13 protein-coding genes are annotated in these 24,247 nt (G+C 38.1%); 10 read left to right on the forward strand and 3 right to left on the reverse strand.

Translation table 11 applies throughout. The features are described 5' to 3' along the window. Positions 1-128 precede the first annotated feature (128 nt). The 7 genes from ACZZZW_RS05175 (at position 129) to ACZZZW_RS05205 (ending at position 13,243) form a co-directional block, all read left to right on the forward strand. Positions 129-1,196 carry a FecR family protein gene (locus tag ACZZZW_RS05175; RefSeq protein WP_055908262.1) on the forward strand — a complete coding sequence of 356 codons (1,068 nt, stop codon included), beginning with the start codon at positions 129-131 and terminating at the stop codon, positions 1,194-1,196. A gap of 186 nt (positions 1,197-1,382) precedes the next feature. Continuing rightward, positions 1,383-4,685 carry a SusC/RagA family TonB-linked outer membrane protein gene (locus ACZZZW_RS05180; RefSeq protein WP_235526054.1) on the forward strand — a complete coding sequence of 1,101 codons (3,303 nt, stop codon included), beginning with the start codon at positions 1,383-1,385 and terminating at the stop codon, positions 4,683-4,685. A gap of 19 nt (positions 4,686-4,704) precedes the next feature. Beyond that, the gene (locus ACZZZW_RS05185) at positions 4,705-6,285 is read left to right on the forward strand and encodes a SusD/RagB family nutrient-binding outer membrane lipoprotein (RefSeq protein WP_463492473.1); all 1,581 of its coding nucleotides are present in this window, start codon (positions 4,705-4,707) and stop codon (positions 6,283-6,285) included. Positions 6,286-6,532: 247 nt separating this feature from the next. Next, positions 6,533-8,872, forward strand: coding sequence for a family 20 glycosylhydrolase (locus tag ACZZZW_RS05190; RefSeq protein WP_463492474.1), 2,340 nt, complete (start codon positions 6,533-6,535; stop codon positions 8,870-8,872). Positions 8,873-9,289: 417 nt separating this feature from the next. After that, positions 9,290-9,817, forward strand: a complete 528-nt coding sequence (locus ACZZZW_RS05195) for a helix-turn-helix domain-containing protein (protein WP_463492475.1) — start codon at positions 9,290-9,292, stop codon at positions 9,815-9,817. A 107-nt stretch (positions 9,818-9,924) separates the two neighbouring features. After that, positions 9,925-11,481, forward strand: coding sequence for a S10 family peptidase (locus ACZZZW_RS05200; protein WP_463492476.1), 1,557 nt, complete (start codon positions 9,925-9,927; stop codon positions 11,479-11,481). A gap of 799 nt (positions 11,482-12,280) precedes the next feature. Further along, positions 12,281-13,243 carry an acetyl-CoA carboxylase carboxyltransferase subunit alpha gene (locus tag ACZZZW_RS05205; RefSeq protein ID WP_463492477.1) on the forward strand — a complete coding sequence of 321 codons (963 nt, stop codon included), beginning with the start codon at positions 12,281-12,283 and terminating at the stop codon, positions 13,241-13,243. Between the two features lie 677 nt (positions 13,244-13,920). Here the strand turns inward: ACZZZW_RS05205 and ACZZZW_RS05210 are convergent. Continuing rightward, the gene (locus tag ACZZZW_RS05210; RefSeq protein WP_055908248.1) at positions 13,921-16,962 is read right to left on the reverse strand and encodes a glycosyltransferase family 117 protein; all 3,042 of its coding nucleotides are present in this window, start codon (positions 16,960-16,962) and stop codon (positions 13,921-13,923) included. Between the two features lie 215 nt (positions 16,963-17,177). Next, a complete protein-coding gene (locus ACZZZW_RS05215; RefSeq protein ID WP_463492478.1) occupies positions 17,178-20,204 on the reverse strand; it encodes a glycosyltransferase family 117 protein in 3,027 nt (1,008 codons plus the stop codon). Between the two features lie 370 nt (positions 20,205-20,574). Between ACZZZW_RS05215 and ACZZZW_RS05220 the strand changes: the two genes are divergently transcribed. From ACZZZW_RS05220 to pth, 3 genes are all read left to right on the forward strand, one after another. Further along, positions 20,575-21,516 carry a ribose-phosphate pyrophosphokinase gene (locus ACZZZW_RS05220; RefSeq protein ID WP_055909454.1) on the forward strand — a complete coding sequence of 314 codons (942 nt, stop codon included), beginning with the start codon at positions 20,575-20,577 and terminating at the stop codon, positions 21,514-21,516. 95 nt (positions 21,517-21,611) lie between these two features. Further along, positions 21,612-22,196, forward strand: coding sequence for a 50S ribosomal protein L25/general stress protein Ctc (locus ACZZZW_RS05225; RefSeq protein ID WP_055908243.1), 585 nt, complete (start codon positions 21,612-21,614; stop codon positions 22,194-22,196). Positions 22,197-22,405: 209 nt separating this feature from the next. Next, entirely contained in the window at positions 22,406-22,966 is a 561-nt protein-coding gene (gene pth / locus ACZZZW_RS05230) for an aminoacyl-tRNA hydrolase (protein WP_055908240.1), read from the forward strand. Between the two features lie 533 nt (positions 22,967-23,499). Here pth and ACZZZW_RS05235 read toward each other — a convergent pair. Further along, complete coding sequence (locus tag ACZZZW_RS05235) at positions 23,500-24,165, reverse strand: tetratricopeptide repeat protein (protein ID WP_055908237.1); 666 nt, start codon at positions 24,163-24,165, stop codon at positions 23,500-23,502. Between the last annotated feature and the right edge of the window lie 82 nt (positions 24,166-24,247).

Consider the following 24,247-nt stretch of genomic DNA (forward strand, 5'->3'; position numbering starts at 1 on the left):
TTTTACAAATTAAATTTCCTTCTTCTGTCGCTATTCAATGCATATATTCGGTAATGTTAAAAAAAAGTTAAAATTTCCTTAGGAAAAAGTAAAGCTTTTAGGCACTGCTATATAAAAGGCAAACAATAATGGTTGATAGAAGTAAATTTAATGCAGAAGACTTTTTAGTCGACAGCACTTTCCAGCAATATTGCGCTGGAACAGATAAGCTTTGCATTGGATATTGGGAGAAGTATATTAATGCCCATCAAGAACAGGCGGAGGTAATTGCAGAGGCGAAAAAACTGTATGTGATATTGAGCGGTAACAAACGTCCGTTAAACAAACAAGTAGAAACATTTAAAGAAAGTGTATTCCCGGTAGGAAAGGTTGTAAAGATTAACCGTTATTTATGGCTTAAAATTGCTGCGGCAATCATTTTCATTATTGGTTCGGTACTTATTTATAACAACTATAATCATTACAATAGTGTTAAAAACGCTGCGCAGGTGATGAATACGTTCACTACAAAAAACGGCGAGCGCAAAAAAATCAGGCTTCAGGATGGTACCGCTGTGTTATTGAATGCGAAAAGTTCTTTATCCGTTAACAAAGGTTTTAACGATCAAACCAGGGAAGTAACCTTAACCGGAGAGGCTTTTTTCGATGTTGCACACAATAAAAATAAGCCGTTTAAAGTGCATACTACTGATTTTAATATCAATGTGCTGGGCACGGCTTTTAATGTAAAAGCCTATCCTGATGAAATTACTTCAGAGGCAACCTTAATCCGTGGGTTAATTACAATGGAAGCTGTAAATGGAAATGGAGGTACCATTACCCTTAAACCAAGTCAGAAAGTTACTTTTTATAAAAATGTTGCTCCTCAATTAAAAAGCAAACTGGTAAAGCCAACTGCTCCCCAGCCCGAAATTACCATTAATCATTACACTAAAATTAAGGATAGCACGATTGTAGAAACCGCGTGGACGCAAAACCGGATTGAGATTTACGACCAGGATTTTGATGAAATTAAGAATGTTTTAGAGAAATGGTATAATGTAGAAATCAAATTTACAGACCCCGCCATAGAAAAATACCGTTTTACGGCAACCATTACAAATGAGACTATTGAACAGGTTTTGAATGCCTTAAAAGCAACTGAAAATAATTTTAAATATGAGATAAAGGGAAAACAGGTAATCATCTCAAAATAGGAAGAAAAAAAGGACGGTGTTGGAGCACCGCCCTTAAATATTTCTCTTTTGATTAATTAATGGCAGTTTATGCGCAAACAGATTGCTGCCAAGAACTTATGCAACCAAAAAAACAAAAATATGATTTATTATTACTTACTGCAAGGGCGCCCAAAATATAAAGCGCTCTTAAAATTCATTATGCTAATGAAACTAACCTGTATTATGGTTTTCATTACCTGTCTTAATGTTTCGGCATCGGTTTTTTCTCAGGAAAAAATTTCTTTAGATGTTAAGAAAACAAAACTGGCCAGGGTATTACAGATTATTGAACAGCAAAGCAGTTACCATTTTGTTTACAGTTCTTCTTATGTTCCTGTTAATAAGGATGTAAGTATTACTGTTACCAATACTTTGGTTACTGATGTGTTGGCAGCCATTTTAAACAGAACGAACCTGAAATATTCTGTCTCTGAAGGTGGCTTAATTGTAATTAGCAAAAATAAGGAAGTACCAATCGGCGGAACGGTTAAAGATGCACTTGGAGGTGCACTACCCGGAGCAACTGTTCGGGTAAAAGGAACAGGTATTGGTACCTCAACAGATGTAAATGGTAAATTTTCTTTAAATGCGCCAGAAAATGCGGTTTTGGTGGTTTCATTTGCAGGTTTTCAAACAAAGGAAATTTCAATCGGTGCTCAAACCAGTATCGATATAGTGCTTTCAGAAGATACCAAACAGCTTACCGATGTAGTGGTTACGGCTTTGGGCATCAAAAAAGAAAGAAGAGCTTTAGGTTATTCAGTTACGCAAATTGGTGGCGAAACCTTAACACAGGCACGCGAAAATAACGTTACCAACTCATTGGTGGGTAAGGTAGCAGGTTTGGATATTGCAGGCACATCAGGCGGTGCCGGTGCAGCAACCAACGTTACCATTCGTGGGGTATCGAGCATGGGCCCATCAAAACAACCACTATATGTGGTAAATGGTATTCCGATGGAAAGTGCCCCTGTTGGTTTTGGAAGTACAATAGGTATTGGAAACAACGGCGGTCAATACGATAACGCTCCCGATCTGGGCGATGCGATTAGCAATTTAAATCCCGATGATATTGAAAGCATTTCCGTTTTAAAAGGTGCTGCCGCTTCAGCTTTATATGGCAACAGAGCAAAAGCTGGGGTAATTTTAATAACCACCAAAAGTGGAAAAGGGAACAGCATCGAATTTAGCAGTAACTATGTAGCCGAACAGGTAATGGATAGAACCAATTGGCAATATGTTTACGGCCAGGGTGCCAATGGGGTAAAACCTGCTGATGCAACCGCAGCCGCCCAGGTAGGCGGTTCGAGCTGGGGAGCAAAATTAGATGGATCAAACGTAGTTCAGTTTGATGGGGTGAGCAGACCTTATTCGGCCCAGGAAAATAATATTGAGGATTTTTATAGAACAGGGGGAACCTTTACCAATACCCTGGCATTAAACAAATCATTTACCGGTGGCGTAATGCGCCTATCGGCAAGTGATTTAACTAACCGTTCTGTTGTGCCAAACTCTGGCTTAAACAGACAAAACTTTACCCTATCAGGTACTTTCGATCCCATTAAAAATTTGGTAATTGATGCACGCTTCAACTACATTTTAGAACAAGCAAATAACCGCCCTATGGTTTCAGATGGTGCAGGTAATGCCAATTACAACGCAGCGTTTTTACCAACCAGCGTAAATATTGAAACACTTAAGCCGGGTACAAAACCCGATGGATCTGAGCTTTCGTATAACACTGGCAATACCTATGCTACTAACCCTTGGTTTGCCGCTTACAATTTTATCCACAATACCAAAAGAGAGCGTTTATTGAGTTCTATCAACGCAAAATATACTTTCGATAACGGACTGTTTTTACAATTACGTGCGGGTAGAGACTCGTACAACGATAATTATTTAGGTATTACTCCTTCAGGTACAGCTTACGATGCTGATGGGGGGTATACAGAGCAGATCAGTAAATTTTCTGACCTTAACGTTGATGCATTAATTGGTAAATCTTTTAAAATTGATGATTTTTCAATCACACCGAATTTTGGTGCCAGTTATCGTCGTACCAAAGGGGCCGGAACCACAAATACAGGTGGTTCGTTCCAGATTTTTGGCGTGTATAATTTAGCCAATACCGGCGGTAAAGCTGTTGGTATTTATCAAACAGATCAAGAAACTCAATCGGTATATGGTACTTTGGAATTAGCCTATAAGGATATTTTATATTTAACAGGAAGTTTACGCAATGACTGGTTTTCTACACTGGCAACCCCAGGGAAAGATAATAAACTCAATAGCATCTATCCCTCTGTAAGCGGTTCATTTGTTTTCTCAGAGTTATGGAAACCATCTTTTTTAAGTTTTGGTAAACTTAGGGCAGGTTATGCAATGGTTGGACAGGCTACAGATCCGTTCCAAACCCAACTATACTATAATTTACGTAGCGAAACCGTTAATGGAAGCTCATTGGGTAATATTGTTAATCCAGCAATTCCAAATGCTACGTTAAAAGCGTCAAGTGCTACAGAATTAGAGATTGGTACGGAGATGAAGTTCTTTGGCGATCGTTTGAGCTTCGATTTAACCTGGTACAATAAAAAATCGAAAGATGAAATCCTGGCTGTTCCTGCTTCTACCACAACAGGTTATAACGCTGCCATTTTAAATATTGGCCGTTTGCAAAACAAAGGGATAGAAGGCTTGGTATCTGGAGTTGTTTTAAAGAATAAGGATTTTAACTGGACATCAAGCATAAACGGTTCATACAATGATAATAAAGTATTAACCCTTGCACCTGGTACCGCCTCGCAACCATTAGCAACCTCAAGAAGTAATGTAGGCTTTTTGCAAAATTTAGAAGGATTGGCTATTGCGCAGGTTATGGCTTACGATTATAAGTATGATGCAAATGGCAATATTGTTAAAGGTGCCGACGGGATTCCGGAAAGAGGAGAATTGAAACCTTATGGTTCGGCATACAATAAATGGACTGCCGGATGGAATAACGAATTTACTTATAAAGGAATTAATCTTTCATTCTTAATCGACGGTAAATGGGGTGGCAAAATTTTCTCAGCTACTGATTATTATGGTTATGTGTTTGGTTTGCATCAGTCAACACTCGAAAACCGTGATGCATTGGATGCTGCCGCTGCTGCTGACCCTACCAAACCAAATGCGGCAACTTATTACACCAATTTTGCTAATAATGTATCAAAACAGTTTGTGCAGGATGCGAGCTTTATAAAGTTCAGACAGGTCATTTTAGGCTATAATTTTCCTGCAAAAATGTTCAATAATAAAATTAAAGGTTTAAACGTAAGCTTTGTTGGTCGTAACTTATTCATTCTGATGAAGAAAACAGACAACATTGATCCCGAATCGAGCTATAATGCAACCATTCCTGGTATGGAGTTAGGTGGTGTGCCACCAGTACGTACCTACGGTTTAAATTTAAGTGTTAAGTTATAATCCTTTAAAAAAAATTGAAATGAAAACGATCATAAAATTATACGTACCTCTTTTATTATCTGGATTAGCCATGATAACTGGTTGTACAAAAGACTTTGAAAAAATTAATACAGATCCAACAGCTATCAGTCAGGAGCAATATAACCCAAACTTCCTATTATCTACGGCTCAGTTAAATTATACAGGGAGCATCGATTTTGCTTACGAAACCTGGAGAGGTAATTTAATCTATGCCTCAACCATGATGCAGGGCATGTCGTCTGTTATTAGTTATTGGGCAGGAGATAAATACTTGCTTAACGAAGGTTACACCGCGGCTTATTGGGAAAAAGCTTATCCCGATCAGGTTAAATATGCTGCCGATCTGGTTGAATTTACCAAAGGAAAGCCTCAATATAACAACGTTTACCAAATGGGTAGAATCTGGAAAGCACTCATTTTTGAAAGATTAACAGATTTATATGGCGATATACCTTATTTTGATGCAGGTAAAGGTTATTACACCGCAAATTTGTATCCTAAATATGATGCACAACAGGCTATATATGCCGATCTGTTAAAAGAGGTTGATGAAGCCAGCACAGCATTAAATGCAAGCGGTGATAAAGTTACAGGCGACCTTATTTTCGCTGGTGACATTGCCAAATGGAAACGTTTTGGCAATAGTTTGATGTTGCGTATGGCCATGAGGCTAACCAAAGCCGATGCAACATTGGCACAAAACTATATCAACAAAGCGGTAGGCAAAACCATGACCAGCGACGCTGATAATGCATTTTTTAAACATGATGCCAATGGTGACCGTGTAACTAAAAACAGAAATTCGCAGGTGCTTTTGGGAGATGGTGGTCAAGAGAATTTTTATACCCGCTGGAGCAGCACCTTTATCAATTATTTAAAAACCAATAACGACCCGCGTCTAGGTAAGGTTGCGGTAACCAAGCTATATTTAACCGATGGAACTAAGGATCAAAATCCTGCTTTCATTACAACTGCTGCAGTACAAAAGGGCATGCCAAACGGTAAAGATTTAAGCGGTATTGCAGCCAGGGATGTACGCCAGGATCCTTCCTATACAGATTTTACCGATTATTCCTCACCGAATCCCGGTATGTTGAAAAAGGATGGTAATACCTTTATTTTAACTTATGCAGAAACAGAACTGCTTTGGGCAGAGGCTGCACAGCGTTACAATATTGGTGGTAGCGCAGCTACACATTACAATGCAGGCGTAACTTCGGCAATGACGTATTTATCGCAGTACGACCCATCAATGACTGTTAGTGCTACTGATGCTGCTGCATATCTGGTGGCACATCCTTATCTACCGGCAAATGGTTTGGATATGATTGCTACCCAATATTGGGCACATACCATTACCATGTTGGATTTTTACGAAACATGGTCTAACTGGCGGAGAACAGGCATACCTGCTTTAACTCCAGTAATTTATAGTGGTAACGCAACCAATGGAACAATTCCACGCCGTTTTCCTTATCCGCTTTTTGAAGGTGTTACCAATGCAGTAAATTATAAAGCTGCATCAGCCGCCGTACCTGGTGGCGATAAGTTGGTAGGAAAAGTATGGTGGGATAAATAACAAGGCTTCACGGTTTTTATACTGGCCGACATTGCATTGCGCAGTGTCGGCTTTTTTATTTTTGGGTACTTGAGTAGCGTTTCACTGCATTTAATACTTCGCATGAGCATTGCATCAAACGTTTGCGCAATACTTGCTTAAGCATATGGAAAAAGTTTAATATATCTTTAAACTAAATGGGCCTGTTTGTAATGTCAAGGCTTCAGCAAAGGGAAATTACCACTAAACGCCAAATACAATTCACTACATGAAAAATATGCTAATTACCGTTGGTTTAATCATCATTACCACGGGGTTTATATTCGGTCAAACCGATAGTACCATTGTAAAATCAGTAGCTGATGTGAAAGAAATAAAAGCAGGCGACCAGAAAATCGTCTTTCCTGAAAGTCCTAAAGGATATTCCCTCGTATTTAAAGGAAGCAACCACGAGCCCATTATAAATCCATCGGGCAAAATTACCACACCACTGGTTGCAACAAAAGTGAAACTCTACTTTCAATTGATTAATGAAACAACTGATTCGATAAAGTACGATGTTTCAAAAGAAATAATTGTACCCGGAAAATATGCCGACGCTGGTGTTAATCCACAACCCTTCGTTATTCCGGCTTTACGCGAATGGCATGGAGATAAAGGTAATTTCATACTCACAAAAACCAGCAGGATAGTTTTAAATGCAAATGATGAGTCAGCGTTGAAAAATGCTGCCGGTATTTTAAAACAGGAATTGAAAGATAAGCTGGGTTTTATGCTGTTGATCGTAAAAGGAAAACCTAAAAAAGGAGACGTTTTCTTGACCTTAAATACCAAAGATAAAAGCATTGGAGAGGAGGGTTATTACTTTAATATTGACGAGCATGTAACCATTAGTGCCGAAAAATACCAGGGATTATTTTGGGGAACACGGACTTTGTTGCAATTACTGGAACAGAAAAATAGTATTCCAAAAGGCCTGGCCAGAGATTACCCTGAATTTAAAGTCCGCGGCTTTGTACTCGATGTTGGCCGTAAGTTCTTTAGTTTACGGTTTTTAAGAGATTATGTGAAATTCATGTCTTACTATAAACTGAACGATTTTCAGATTCATTTAAATGATAACGGTTTTAAAAAATATTTCAACGATAACTGGTCTGAAACCTACTCTGCTTTCCGTTTAGAAAATACAAGCTACCCTGGCTTAACTGCAAAAGATGGTTCTTATACCAAAAAAGAATTTATCGCCTTGCAACAACTTGCAAATGATTATGCCGTGCGTATCATCCCTGAAATTGATGCCCCGGCCCATGCACTGGCTTTTACCAAAGTGGTTCCCGAAATTGGTAGTAAGGCATATGGTATGGATCACCTCGATCTCCATAACCCATTAACCTATACTTTTATGGAAAATGTGTTTAAAGAATACATTTCAGGAAACAACCCCGTGTTTATGGGTAAAGCGGTTCATATTGGCACGGATGAATACGCCAAAAAAGATGCAGAAGTTTTTAGGGCTTTTACCGATCATATGATCAGGTATGTAGAAGATTTTGGGAAAGAGGTAAGGCTTTGGGGCGCATTAACACATGCCAAGGGCAATACCCCTGTTAAAGTAGAAAATGTAGTGATGAATACCTGGTACAACGGATATGCAAATCCTGTTGAGATGAAAAAACTGGGCTACAAACAGATCAGTACGCCAGATGGATGGCTTTATATTGTGCCCGCTGCGGGCTATTATTTTGATTACCTGAATATAAAAAACCTGTACAGTAAGTGGACTCCCTCGATGATCGGTGATGTTCAGTTTCCTACCGGTGATCCTACCATATTAGGAGGATCTTTCGCCGTATGGAATGATATTGTAGGCAATGGCATTACCGAAAAAGATGTGCACGATAGGGTGTTTCCGGCGATGCAGGTACTTGCGCAAAAAATGTGGGGTGGCAGCAATACGCATTTAACATTCGATGATTTTAGCGTTTTGAGTAAACAAATAGGAGAAGGACCATCGCTAAATATTAGTGGAAAGTTATCCAAAAAGGAAGCTCCATTTACAGCACATTATAGTTTTGATGAAAAGAATAATCAGGTTAAACTTCAAAATACACTATATACCCCAGGATATTTAAAAAATGCCTTAGCATTTTCAGGTGAAAACAGTTTGGCCGAATTGCCTTATACCGAAATTGGATACAATTACACGGTTTCATTTTGGGTAAACCCTGCTAGTAACAATGCAGATAATGCGATACTGTTTAAATCTCCTAACGCCGTTGTAAAACTAGAACAGGCGGGTACGGGTAATCTGGGTTTTTCGAGAGAAGGCTATAATATTGATTTTGGATACCGCTTGCCAGAAAATAACTGGACGCATGTAGTGATAACAGGTACGAATAAGGGGACAAGCCTTTATGTAAATGGTAAGCTGCAAAAGAAATTGTACGATAACTGGATCGAGTTCACAGATAAAGACAAAACAAAAATGCGTAAATCTGAAACACTGTTTTTCCCTTTACACACTATCGGTGGATTTAAAGGAAAGTTAGATGAACTGCAAATTTGGAACAAGGTATTGTCTGATGAAGAAATTTCGGCACTAAAATAAACGGATGCTGTAAAATCAATAACAAGCCAAAGTGATCATTATAGTAAATATTGCTTATACATGCGTTATGCTTCGGAATGCAAAATTAATCAAACGTTTGTGCGATAATTGATCAAATAGCTTTTTGTAAAAGTAATAACTTCAATTATACGTTGCTTATTTAAGTTTTGTTGTTTATCAAATGGCAATCTGTTTTAGTAACAAAATTCTTTATAAAAATTTTACCACTTCTTTGAAGTAGTTTTTTGCAGTGCCGGCGTTACTAAATGTAATGTCGGCTTTTTATTGCTAGCTTACTTTGCAATTATCCGATAGCTGCACAAAATAATTTTTTTTAAAAAAAATTGTCACAAATCTATGAGCAAATTTCGAATGATGTAAAAAATTGTCACAAGGTTACCGTAACAGGAATAGCAAATGAAAAACATCAGAGAGAAGCTAGGCCTTACACAAGATCAAATGAGTGGCCTACTTGGGATAAACAGAAGTTCGGCAGCAATGTATGAAAATGGTTCACGAAGTATAGCCACAAAAAATCTGCTTCTGCTTTCAGTAATAGAAATATTTTTAAACAACGATGTTCATGAAATAATCCATAGCGAAATCAACACTAAAACTGAACATGCAAAAAGCGCGATTATAACCAAATTAAATAAGCAGATTGATCGGGCTGCTTATGCATGTTTAAAGCTAAAAAGAAAGCTACAGTTATTGCAGGATACTAATCTTAAAACAAAGAATTTATGGTCTGTTTTGGTTCATTTAAAATTAAAAATGCCTGAAAACCTACCATTATTGGCATATCTAGAAATTTTGGAAATAGACTGTTTGGAAAAAACAGCTAAATGCGGCCTTGATAAGCAGGCAGAAATTTCTCTCAAAATTAAAACTTTAAAATTTAAGCAGGCTGCGGCAAAATCAATGATTGAGGAATTAAAGGCATAACAAGCAGCATTAATAAATATGCTTGGTGCTTTTATGGTAACATTTCCAATGCGATTTTTGATTAACGCCGCATTAGTTTGATATTTAACAACCAAACCAAACTTTCGATGAAATTTAAATTTTTACTCACCACATTTCTGTGTGCAGCCTTTTATGTGCAGGCACAAGGACCAAGAAAAAATCAGTCAAAAGAAACCGTAACCACCACACAGGTTACCGTGAAAGACGAACCAAAATCGCTAACAAACGAAAGAACCATTAAAGTAGAAAGTGCTGTGGTTACCAACCATTCGGTAAACATTGACGGAAAAGCTGTCCCCTATAAAGCCACTACAGGTACGCTTCCGGTTTGGGATGAAGATGGAAAACCCATTGCCGGCTTGTTTTATACCTATTACGAACGCAGCGATGTGCAAAACCGCGATAAAAGACCGCTGGTAATTTCTTTCAATGGTGGGCCGGGCTCTGCCTCAGTTTGGATGCACATTGCCTATACGGGTCCGGTGGTGCTAAATATCGATGATGAAGGTTACCCTGTTCAGCCTTATGGTTATAAGGAAAACCCTTATTCTATTTTAGATGTTGCCGATATTGTTTACATTGATCCCGTTAATACAGGTTACTCAAGGGTAGTAAGTAAAGATATTCCGACAAATAAATTTTTTGGTGTACGTGCTGATATAAAATACCTTGCCGAGTGGATTAATACTTTTGTAACCCGCAATAACCGCTGGGCATCACCCAAGTTTTTAATAGGCGAAAGTTATGGCACCACCCGCGTTTCAGGGCTTGCCTTAGAGTTACAGAATAGCCAGTGGATGTATTTAAATGGTGTGGTATTGGTATCGCCTACCGAACTTGGTATAGAGCGGAGCGGTCCTGTTGATGCAGCTTTACGTTTACCGTATTTTGCTGCTACTGCATGGTACCATAAAGCCTTGGCAGCCGATTTACAAAGCAAAGATTTAACGGCAATGTTACCCGAAGTAGAAAATTTCACCCTCAACGAATTAATTCCGGCAATTTCGCAAGGCGGAATACTTGGTGCAGATAAGAAAAAAGGAATCGCTGCTAAAATGGCGCGTTATTCGGGCCTTTCGGAAAAGGTGATTTTAGATTATAACCTCAACGTGCCCACAGATTTCTTTTGGAAAGAATTGTTGAGAGATAAAGGTTTTACCGTTGGCAGATTGGATTCGCGCTATCGTGGTATCGATAAAATGAGTGCTGGTGAAGGACCTGATTATAATGCCGAATTAACCTCGTGGCTGCACTCTTTTACGCCAGCCATTAACATGTACATCCGCAATGAACTTAATTATAAAACCGATTTAAAATACAATATGTTCGGTTCGGTTTACCCTTGGGATAAAACCGGCGACCAAACGGGCGATAACCTCCGTCAGGCGATGGCGCAAAATCCATATCTTCATTTGTTGGTGCAATCGGGTTATTATGATGGTGCCTGCGATTATTTTAACGCTAAATATAGCATGTGGCAATTGGATGCCGCCGGTAAACTGCAAGATCGCATGAGTTGGGAAGGTTACCGCAGTGGGCACATGATGTACCTGCGCAAAGATGACCTTAAAACAGCTAATAACCATATCAGGGAGTTTATCAAAAAAGCATTGCCAAAGGCGGGAGAGGCGGCTAAGTTTTAAATTTTGAGTTGACAACTTTCTTATGCACCCTGCTATTAAAGTTGTCAACTCTTTTAGCTTTATTTTTTTAGAGTTGACAACTTTCTTTTGCACCTTGCCATTAAAGTTGTCAACTCTTTTTGCTTTATTTTTTTAGAGTTGACAACTTTCTTATGCTCCTTGCTATTAAAGTTGTCAACTCTTTTAGTTTTTTTTTTTAGAGTTGACAACTTTCTTATGCACCCTGCTATTAAAGTTGTCAACTCTTTTAGCTTTATTTTTTTTTAGAGTTGACAACTTTCTTTTGCACCTTGCTATTAAAGTTGTCAACTCTTTTAGCTTTATTTTTTTAGAGTTGACAACTTTCTTTTGCACCTTGCTATTAGAGTTGACAACTTTCTTATGCACCCTGCTATTAAAGTTGTCAACTCTTTTAGCTTTATTTTCTTAGAGTTGACAACTTTCTTTTGCACCTTGCTATTAAAGTTGTCAACTTTTTTAGCTTTATTTTTTTTAGAGTTGACAACTTTCTTATGCACCCTGCCATTAAAGTTGTCAACTCTTTCAGCTTTATTTTTTTTTTTTGAGTTGACAACTTTCTTATGCACCCTGCTATTAAAGTTGTCAACTCTTTTAGCTTTATTTTTTTAGAGTTGACAACTTTCTTGTGCGCCTTGCTATTAAAGTTGTCAACTCTTCTAGTTTTATTACTTGCTATTAAAGTTTCCAGCTCATTTAAGCGATTTTTCAGCTCCAAAAACGCAAACAAAAAACTGTTCGCTTCAAACTAAAAATAATTACTTATTTTTGTGGTTCAATTATGCAGCAAATAAAAACATCATTCGATTTTGAAAAACCTATTGCCGATTTAGTTCAGCAGATAGAAAAGGTTAAGCAAGTTGCCGATAAAACCAAGGTAGATATGTCTGCCACTTTAGACGAGCTTGATGGTAAATTAGATGAAACTACCAACAACTTATATAAAAATTTAACCGGTTGGAACAAGGTTCAGATGAGCCGCCACCCTGATCGTCCGCAAACGCTCGATTACATCAGTATGATCTGCGATGATTTTATTGAAATGCACGGCGATAGAACGGTTAAAGATGATAAGGCTATTATTGGTGGTTTTGCTACTATAAATGGTCAAACCGTAATGGTTATCGGTCACCAGAAAGGTAAAAACACCAAAGAGCGTCAGTTCCGTAATTTCGGTATGTCCAATCCTGAGGGTTACCGGAAAGCTTTACGTTTAATGCGCCTGGCCGAAAAATTTAACAAACCGGTAATTTCTTTTATCGATACCATGGGTGCTTACCCTGGTTTGGAGGCAGAGGAACGCGGGCAGGGTGAAGCAATTGCTAGAAATTTGTTGGAAATGTCTATCCTTCGCGTGCCGATTATCTGTGTTGTTGTTGGTGAAGGTGCATCGGGAGGTGCTTTAGGTATTGGTATTGGCGATAAAGTGTATATGTTGGAGCATACCTGGTATTCGGTAATTTCACCTGAATCCTGCTCTTCTATTTTGTGGAGAAGCTGGGATTTTAAAGAAAAAGCTGCCGAATGTTTAAAACTGACATCGGATGATATGTTTGGCAACAAGCTTATTGACGGAATAATTCCTGAGCCACTTGGTGGTGCACACCAGGATCCGGAGTTAATGGGGAAAACTTTGAAAGATTACATTGTTAAAGATTTAGCTGCATTAGGCAAATTAAAAACTGATAAACTCATTGAACAACGAATTGAGAAATTCTGTGCAATGGGAGTAGTTAACGAATAATTATAACAAAATAAAATACTTTGAATCCTGTTTGGCAATGCTGAACAGGATTTTTTATTTTAAACAGTGAAGATAGACACAAGATATATGGAGATTCGTCCTGCTGAATTTATTTCAGCATCTATCTTGCTATAGATAAATGACCCTGAGATAAATTCAGGTGCTGAATTTATTTCAGCATCTATCACGCTATAGAAAAAAGACCCTGAAATAAATTCAGGGTGACGGATGTTACGATATTTATTTCCTGTTCGGCAATGCTCAATGGAGATTCGTCCTGCTGAATTTATTTCAGCATCTTATCATGCTATAGATAAAAGACCCTGAAATAAATTCAGGGTAATGTAGGTTACGATATTTATTTCCTGTTTGGCAATGCTCAATGGAGATTCGTCCTGCTGAATTTATTTCAGCATCTATCATGCTATTGAAAAAAGACCCTGAGATAAATTCAGGGTGATGTATGTTACGATATTTATTTCCTATTTGGCAATGCTCAATGGATATGCGTCCTGCTGAATTTATTTCAACATCTATCATGCTATAAAAAAAAGACCCTGAAATAAATTCAGGGTGACGGATGTTACATTACCGAATATCCCTGTTGTATTAGCTAATAAACAAAAAAGCAGCTACAAATTAATGTAGCTGCTTCGTAAAATGTTTTCAGCATCCGCTTATTGCTGCGGACCTTGTTGAGGGAAGAACATTGATAAACGGCTTTCCAGGCTATTAAATGTTTTCTGTAATTTATCACTCAATTTATCCTGGCCAGCAGCTTTACTGGTTTTAATCATTCTATCCAGATAGTACAAACCAGTTTGAATATTCTGCGATCCCGTTAAACCCTTCGATTGTGAAATATCTGCAAGGTAATTTAGTTCCTTGTTGATGTAATCGCCAGATTTATCTAAAATATCGTTTGCTCTTGCTGTTTCGCCAAGCTTGTATAAGTTTTCGGCCATGTAGAACTTTACTACCACAGTGCGTATGCCGAAAAATTTATCAGGCATTACAGCGTAATATTTATCAATTACTTTTTTAGCCTCATCAATTTTACCATCTTTAATTAAGCTTCCTGTTAGGCTGCTGAAGATGTTGGTGAAGATAAAGGTGTCATCAGATGATTGTGGATCCAAATATTTAGCGGTTTTCATATTTCCCCACTTAAATTTATTCATCACGTTGTTATATAGAACAGGTGTGTTTAACTGCTCAGGTCTGTCTTCAGATGCTGTTGTATCAGCCTTAAGTGGCAATAAACGCAAGGCTAAACCTTCGCTGTATAAATACTTATCTAATCCGTTATATTGCTCAGAAGGCACTGTAGAAGCAAAATAAATAGGACGCTTCCAATTGTTGTGCGCAAGAATATCAAACATGGCTAAAGTTCCTTTGGTAACATAACCTTTGTTAAATTTCCAGTCCATTTCTGAAGCAATTTTCGCGGCATCAGCGGCAGGTACAGTACCGGTACTCACCACCTGTTTAGGATCGATTGTAATTTTTAGGTTTTTTGTTGGTAAGAAATTAGATTTTGTTCCATCCTGCATTGGTACTTTATCGCTTTCATCATTCGATAATAATAAATCTACAACGTTTTTAAGCTCAACGCTACCTGCAATTTTGTAATCATCGTATGGCATAACATCTCTTTCACCCTGCACATATTGCTCAGGTTTCATCGAGATTGGCAATGGTGCCGATTCATTTTGTTTTTGCCTTAAACCATTAATATACCAATCTGTATCGAATAAACTTAAGTTTACAATACGCACATCCGGACGAACGTTTTCAACCTCCTGGATATACCAAAGCGGGTAGGTATCATTATCACCATAGGTAAATAAAATGGCATTTGGTGCGCAGGATTGAAGGTAATCCAAAGCAATATCGTGAGGAACCAGTTTAGTAGAGCGATCGTGGTCATCCCATCCCTGCTCAGCCATAATTACCGGAGCTGCCAATAAACCAATTACAGTTGCCCCAATAGCACCAGCGGTAGGACTTACTTTTTTAAATACCCATTCTTTAATGGCGAGTGCCCCGAGCCCTATCCATATGGCAAAGGCATAAAACGACCCTACATAGGCGTAATCTCTTTCGCGTGGCTCTAAAGGTTTTTGATTTAGATACAATACAATTGCAATACCGGTAAAAAAGAATAATAAACCCACAACACCAGCATCTTTTTGGTTGCGTTTAAAATGCCAAAGTGCGCCAATTATACCTAAAATTAGAGGTAAAAAGAAGAAACGGTTATACGCTTTATTATCAACTGTTGATGGCGGTAAATGGCTTTGATCGCCTCTCAGCATGGCATCAATTGGTTTAATACCGCTTATCCATTCGCCTTCAAAACCACTTCCCTGACCTTGTTCATCGTTCTGGCGGCCAACAAAATTCCAGAAAAAGTAACGCATATACATATAACCAATTTGGTAACTGGCTAAAAAGCCAACGTTATCAACCAGATTAGGGTTTTTAGAATCATCTAAATGCATCCACTCTTTATAAAAAGCAGCATGTTTAGGATCATCACTATACATACGTGGCAATAAAGTGTTGTTACTATACTCATAGTCGGTTTTTTTGCCTGCTACTTCATATTTGTCTTTGCCTTTTCTCCAGATTGTTTTTCCTTCAGTAACACCTGTTCTTTCAGAATTATAGTTAGGTCCGTAACCCAATGGCCTATCGCCGTATTGTTCACGGTTTAAGTAACTTAAGAAAGAGAAAGCATCTTTCGGTGCACTGTTATTTAAATTCGGGTCTGCTTTGGCCCTGATGATGATCATCGAGAAAGAAGCATAACCGAAAATGATTAAAACGGTAGAAATTAAACCTAAGTTTAACAATTTCTTTTGGTGCTGAATGGAATAACGGATACCCCAAACCAACGCACCGATTAATAAAACGGCAAAGAATAAAACACCTGTTCCGAAGCCCATTCCCAATGTATTTACAAAAAACAGATCGAAATATGCACCGAATGAAACCAGGTACTGGATAATACCATACTGGATTACTGCAAGGATTAAGATACCGACAATAAGTGTCTTGATAATTCCTGATGTTGTTGCCTTATCTGTTCTTTTAAAGTAATAAATAAAAGCTAACGCTGGGATGGTTAATAAGTTTAACAAGTGAATACCGATCGATAAACCCATAATGTATGCAATAAACAATAACCACCTATCAGCCCTTGGCTCATCGGCATGTGCTTCCCATTTAAGGATAGCCCAGAATACAATCGCAGTAAATAGCGACGATTGCGCGTAAACTTCTGATTCTACAGCAGAAAACCAAAAACTATCAGAAAAAGTATAAGCCAGTGCACCAACGGCTCCTGCACCCATAATGCTGATCAGTTTGCCTGTTGTAAGCTCTTCGCCAGCTTTTAGCACTGTTTTTTTAGCCAGTGCGGTAATTGTCCAAAATAAGAATAAGATAGTTGCCCCGCTTGAAACAGCCGAACCTACGTTCATCCAGTAAGCAATTTTAGTTAAATCGCCTGTAGCAAAAATGGAGAAGAAACGTTGGATCATTAAGAATAAAGGCGCACCCGGTTGGTGAACAACCTGCATTCTAAATGCTGATGCGATAAATTCACCGCAATCCCAAAAGCTTGCAGATGGTTCTAAGGTTAAAACGTAAGTTAGTGTAGCAATTAAAAAGCAGATCCAGCCTACTATATTATTAACTTTTGAATAATTCATTGGTTTGTTTAATGATATTAAAAATTGTTTTCACATAAAAATGCTGCCGAAATTAACTATTCTAGTCGATAAAACAGGTAAATTTTTGGATTGATTTAACAATTTTTAACGGCTTAAGTCTATTATCTTAAAGGATTTTAATCTATTTACAAATTAAAAACCGATAAGCAGAAATGTAAAATCTGCCTATCGGTTAAAATTTAGAATGTTTTTGATTAACCCGCCGCAAAAGGAGTAAATCTTACAATCAGGTCGTTATACTGTTTTTCTAAACTTTTACTAAGTGCTTGCTGCTTAAAAACCTCCGTTAATTTTACCATCTGACCTAAATAGCCGAGGTAAAAACGAACATCCTGCTCTGATGACAATTGATTTTTACTTTCCGAAACATCAGCCAGGTGGGTAAGCTCTTTACCTACATAATCAGCAGACTTTATGATCATTGCATTTGCATGGTTTAAATCGTTTAATCGGTATAGGCTTTCCGTAAAATAATAGGTGCTCATTACCTGGCGCATGCTGTAAAATTTAGTGGGAATTACTTCCAGGTATTTGTTGGCCACTTTTTTACTTTCAGCAACTTTACCTTCATTGATCAAACCATTTAAAAGGCCGTTAAACATGTTGGCCAACATAGTTACATCATCAGCAGATTGCCTATCTAAATGGTTGGCGTATTTAATATTGCCAAAAGCGTAAACATTCATCAGGTTGTTGTATAAAGGTTTTAAGTTTACACGTTCATAATCTTCGGTTATTGCGGTATCTGGTTTTAAAGGCAGCAATCTTTTGTTTAACCCTTCCGAGTAAAGGTATTTGTTTAGCCCCAAATACTGTTCATTCGGCATTGCGCCACTAAAATAAATGGGTCTTTCCCAATTGTTATGTGTTAAAATATCAAATAAAGCAAGGGTGCCTTTTGTTACATATTCCGAACCAAAAGTCCATTCCATGCTGCTGGCAATTTTACCTGCAACTTCTTTAGGCACGGTTCCGGTATCCAGAACCTGTTGCGGGTTTACTGCCAGTTTAAGGTTTTTGGTTGGCAATACATTGTACTTTGTGCCATCATTCATGGTTACCTTATCTTCATCACTGTCGGATAGGAGCACGTCTAAAATCTGTTTTAACTCTATATGCTGGGCTATTTTATAATCCTGGTAATACATAATATCCCTTGTACCCTCAACGTATTGTTCAGGTTTTAGCGTAATTGGCAATGGAGCAGATTCATTTTGCTTTCTGCGCATCCCATCAATGTACCAATCAGCCGTAAATAAACTTAGGTTTACAATGCGCACATCCGGACGGATGTTTTCTACCTCCTGGGCATACCAAACAGGATAGGTATCATTATCGCCATAGGTGAAGAGGATGGCATTTGGTGCGCATGATTTTAGGTAATTTACCGACATATCTCTCGCCACATGGATATCCGAACGGTCGTGATCATCCCAGCCTTGATTGGCCATTATAACCGGAGCACCAAACAGTGCTATAAGTGATGCAAAAATACTTGCCTTTGTTGGCGTTAATTTTTGAAAAACATAATCTTTTAAACCAAATACACCTAAACCGATCCATATGGCAAAAGCATAAAATGAACCCACATAAGCGTAATCCCGCTCGCGAGGCTCAATTGGTACAGAATTTAGGTAAAATACAATGGCAATGCCGGTAAAAACAAAAAGTAAACCAATAATGCCGGCATCTTTCTGGTTGCGTTTAAAATGCCATACCGCACCAATCAGTCCGATAATTAACGGTAAAAAGAAAAATCGGTTATATGCTTTGTTCTCTACAATTGAAGGTGGAAGGTTTTTCTGGTTACCAAGCCTAATCGCATCCAGGGGTTTAATGCCGCTAAGCCAGTTGCCATCTTTTCCTCCAAACTGTCCATCCTCATTATCCTGCCTGCCAACAAAATTCCACATAAAATAACGCATGTACATTTGCCCCGCCTGAAAGGAGAATAAGTACGTCAGGTTATCCATAAAGGTTGGTTTATGCTCATCGTTAAAACCCATATAACTTTTATAAAACCTGGTATGTTCGGGTTTGTCGCTATACATGCGCGGTAATAATGTTTCATCGGCAAAAACATAAGCAGATTTAGTTCCGGCAGGTTCATATTTCTTCTCGCCCTTACGGATAATTTTACCAGTTTCTTTAATGTCTGTTTTTTGCGAATTGTAATTCTCACCATAAAGCAGAGGTCTGTCGCCATATTGATCGCGACCCAGATACCTCGAAAGTGAAAAAACGTTATCTACATTATAATTGTTCAAATTCGGTTTAGCCTGCGCCCTGATTACCAGTAAAGCATAGGAGCTATAGCCAAATAATAATAGCACAGTAAATAGCATGATGAGGTTTAAGGCCCTTTTGTTTTTTAGGATGGAGTAGCGGATGCCATAAACCAAACCAGAGATTAAAAGAACAGCAAAAAACAATATTCCCGATCCAAAACCCAGCCCCATCGTGTTTACAAAAAAGTAATCGAAACCTGCTGCAATAGATATGATATACTGGATGATACCAAATTGGACCACCGCTAAAGCCAGAATTGAAATAAAAAATACTTTTAAAATACTTTGCCAGGTAGGTGAGGGATATTTTTTAAAATAATAGACAAATATTAGCGCGGGGATGGTAAGTAAGTTTAAAATGTGTACGCCAATGGAAAGCCCCATAATATAAGCTACAAGGAGCAGCCATCGGTCTGATTTTGGTTCATCGGCTAGCGATTCCCATTTTAGTATTCCCCAAAACACAACGGCACTACAAAGCGACGACATGGCATAAACTTCTGCCTCAACTGCCGAAAACCAAAAACTATCAGAAAAAGCATAAGCCAGGGCACCAACTAAACCTGCGCCCATAATGCCGATGATTTTCTGATTTGTAATTTCTTCGCCTTTTTTAATTACCGTTTTTTTTGCCAGTGCGGTAATCGTCCAGAATAAAAAAAGTATCGTTCCGGCACTGGCAAGGGCCGATGCTAAATTCACAAAATAAGCCACTTTGGTTTTATCGCCAAAAGCCAACGCAGAAAATAACCGCTGGATCATTGATACAATAGGAGCGCCGGGTTGGTGTACCACCTCCATGCGGAAGGCTGCAGAAATAAATTCGCCGCAATCCCAAAAACTTACAGATTGATCTAAAGTTAAGATGTACGTGAGCGTGGCAACGAAAAAACAGAGCCAGCCTCCAATGGTGTTGATCCTTGAGTAATTCATAGTTTAATTTTAGTCTTTGATAATAAATGATTTAAGTGGTTCGCAGTAAAAAAAGTCGTAGAAAAAAATAAAATGTTGCACCAGATATGATGATTTTTTTATCTTTGCAACGCAAACAGGAACAGCAGGAAAGAAATTAAAAATATTTTAAAATCACTCTTGCATATTTAAAATAAGGTTCCTACATTTGCATTCCCTTTCGAGGAGAATATCCTTGAGAAGTTTTTGTCCGATAGTATAAGGGTAGTACAACGGTTTTTGGTACCGTTTGTCTTGGTTCGAATCCAGGTCGGACAACTAAAATTTAATGTCGGATCATGTTTTAAATAGACATGATCCGATTTTTTTTAACCGTAAACTACACGAACCCATGCCATTGCAGTTTAACCCGGTAAAGCTTTTTTCCGGAACAGGTTCTAAGGGATTATCACTTAAGATTGCCGAACATTACGGTAAGCCGCTTGGTAGCGTAACCATCCACAAATTCAGCGATGGCGAGTTTCAACCTTCCTTTGATGAATCAATTCGTGGTAGTGATGTTTTTCTAATCCAGTCTACTTATCAGCCCAGCGATAATTTAATGGAACTTTTGCTAATGGTTGATGCTGCTAAAAGAGCATCGGCACATTATATTACTGCAGTAGTTCCTTATTATGGTTTGGCCCGTCAGGATAGAAAAGACAAGCCCCGTGTAGCAATCGGTGCCAAATTGGTGGCAAACTTATTAAAATCAGCAGGTATTCACCGCATCATGACGATGGATTTGCATGCTGCACAGATACAGGGTTTCTTTGATATTCCGGTTGATCACTTAGATGGATCGGTAATTTTTGTACCATATATCAAAAGCTTGGGCTTAAAAAACTTAACTATTGCATCGCCGGATATGGGCGGTTCATATAGGGCACGTACTTTTGCAAAGTTCTTTAACGCTGAGGTAATTATTTGCGATAAACGCCGTAAACGCGCCAATGAAATCGAATCAATGTCGATTATTGGTGATGTTACCGGACAAGATGTAGTATTGATTGACGATATCTGCGATACTGCCGGAACCCTTTCTAAAGCAGCAGCTTTAATTATGGAAAACGGAGCAGCAAGTGTAAGAGCAGTTTGTACACATGCAGTATTATCGGGCAAAGCCATAGAAACGGTAGAAAATTCGGTATTAACCGAACTGATTGTTACGGATACCATTCCGTTAAGACAGGAAAGTCCGAAAATTAGGGTGCTAAGTACAGCAAGTTTATTTGCAAGGGCAATTGCCAATGTAAACGAACATGGCTCAATTAGCGATCTGTTTAGAGTATAATGCAAAATGTTTAACGTATTGCGAAGAGTGCTAAAAACGCCAGCCGCAGAACGTGAAACCATAAAAAAGAGTTTAATTAAATAATAAATATAAAAATGAAAACAATCGCAATTAGCGGTTCTCCAAGAGAGAACGTAGGGAAACGCGATGCCAAGGAACTTCGTTACGAAGGTAAAGTTCCGGCGGTATTGTATGGTGGAAAAGAGCAACAACACTTCGCAGTGGTTATTGCAGATTTAAGAGATGTTATTTATACCCCGGATGTAAACTTTGTGGAGATTGATGTTAACGGTACTAAAACTAAAGCTATCGTAAAAGACACTCAATTTCACCCACTTACCGACGTATTAATGCACATCGATTTTCTTCAGTTATTCGACGAGAAAGAAATTGTTATGGAGATCCCGGTTAAATTAACAGGAACTTCTCCAGGTGTAAAAATGGGAGGTAAATTAATCCAGAAATTACGTAAACTTCGTGTTAAAGCGTTACCAGCTAACATGCCTCAAAACGTAGAAGTAAGCTTAGAAAAATTAGAAGTTGGAAGTTTATTCCGTGTTCGCGACCTTAAAGGCGAGAGCTACGTAATTACTAACACTCCTGAAGATACTATCGTTTCTGTTGCAATGTCTAGAGCATTAAAACAAGCAGAAACTGAAGCTGCTAAAGGTAAAAAATAGTACACTGATATCACATAATGTGATTACACAGTTTTTAAAAGCGGTGCAAAAGCAATTTTGTACCGCTTTTTCTATTTACGTGAGATAACCCTCATACGCTAAATACCATGCTCTTGCAAAGGTAAAGACTCCGAACTTCCTACTCCGAACTTTTTTCATCTTCCACCATCCAGCTTTCCCGCCCTCAACCTTTTTATTATCTTTGCGCCATGAAGTATCTCATCGTTGGCTTAGGAAATATCGGACCGGATTATGCACACACCAGGCACAACATTGGCTTTGATATTGCCGATGAACTGGTTAAAGGCCTAGGAGGTAGTTTCGATAATATTCGTTTGGCCTATTATTCGGAAGTAAGCTATAAAGGCAAAAAACTACATGTTATAAAGCCAACTACTTTTATGAACCTTAGCGGTAAGGCAGTAAACTATTGGATGAAGGAGTTAAAAATAGCTCCTGAAAATGTTTTGGTTGTAGTTGACGATCTGGCATTACCTCTAGGAAAGTTAAGACTTAAACTGCAAGGCTCCAGTGCAGGCCATAATGGCTTAAAAAGCATTGAAGAAATGTGTGGCGGACAAAACTATGCCCGCTTGCGTTTTGGCATCGGAAGCGATTATCCAAAAGGTAGACAGATTGATTTTGTTTTGGGCTTGTTTGATAAAAATGAACAATTAGAACTCCCTGCATTGATTGATAAAAGTGTTGAACTGATTAAAAGTTTTGTTACCATTGGGCCTGCTCACACCATGACAGCTTTTAATAAGTAAATTTTGAGGTTAATCCGGTAACTGTTTAAATCGCTTAACTATGCATGCTGTCATCCTGAGCATAGCAGAGGATCTTTTGTTAGAAAGTATATTCAACCTTCTACAGATAATAATTTTAACTTATATGTCCCTCAAATGCCTTATATGGTAATAAACAGAAGGGAACATCTCTATTTCGTTGCGCTACAATTGATGAAGATGCTAATGGGATTTTTTAATTAGCACGTAGGGGAGGAGAAAAATCATTTGAAGCGCAGTTGCAGAAGCTCTTTTGAATGTTCGCGCTGCTTTATGCTTGTAGTCCCGATTAGAAGGGAATCGGGAGCTACCGCGTCAATCAGGTCTATAAAGCAAAGTTTTTACTGCTATTAGGGGCTGAATAGCATAATTTTATATAGATTCCCTCTACGGATCCATGGTCTGTGTCCTCACAGACTATTCTGCATGAATTTAAATCTTTATCAGGACTACTTTCAAACAAAAAAAGACCATCTTTCGATGATCTTTTTAATGAATATATTTTTAGTTAATGATTATTTAACTTTTTCTTGAGCTCTTGCAATATAAGCATCAATTAATTGCGCTTCAGCACTTTCAGGATATTGCGTTTTTACCTTAGTATAGGCATCAACAGCACCTTTAAAATCATTTTGATTTTCATTTACCAACCCTAATTTCTTTAAAAACATTGGTGAAGTAAATTTGCTTGCTTTATCAGCTGCTTTTTTATAATAAGTGGCGGCTTGTTTGTAGTCTTTCAACTCACTGTAAGCATCTCCTAATAAACCTAAAGCCAATGGATCTGCAACCGGACTGCCAGTAGCACTGTATTTGCTTAACGATTCGATAGCTTGTTTATATTCGCCTTTACGTAAATAAATGCCACCTAAATAAAGATTTGCTAAATTTGCCGATTTTGTGTTATCGTATTCTTTTGCAATTTGCTCCAGGCCCGGGTAACCACCTTCACCTTTAACAGCTTTGTTGGATAGTGAATCTACCCCAACATATTGTTCTGCTTTGTACATTTTGCTGGCAGCTTCTTCTGCACGGCCTTTTAAATACACGCCTTGATACCAAAGATATATTAAAACTAATAAAACTACAGCACCTGCAATAAACAGTAAGCTTTTGTTATTCTCTTGTAAAAATGAACCTTTTTTAGATGGTTGAATTGTCTGGTTATCTGTTGTAGACATGTTTGTTTAAAAAATTTAAGATTGCAAAAATACATTTTTCAATCAAAGTATCAATCTTTATTTTGAAGTATTTGATTAAACA

It is taken from the genome of Pedobacter sp. AC379, assembly GCF_979258145.1.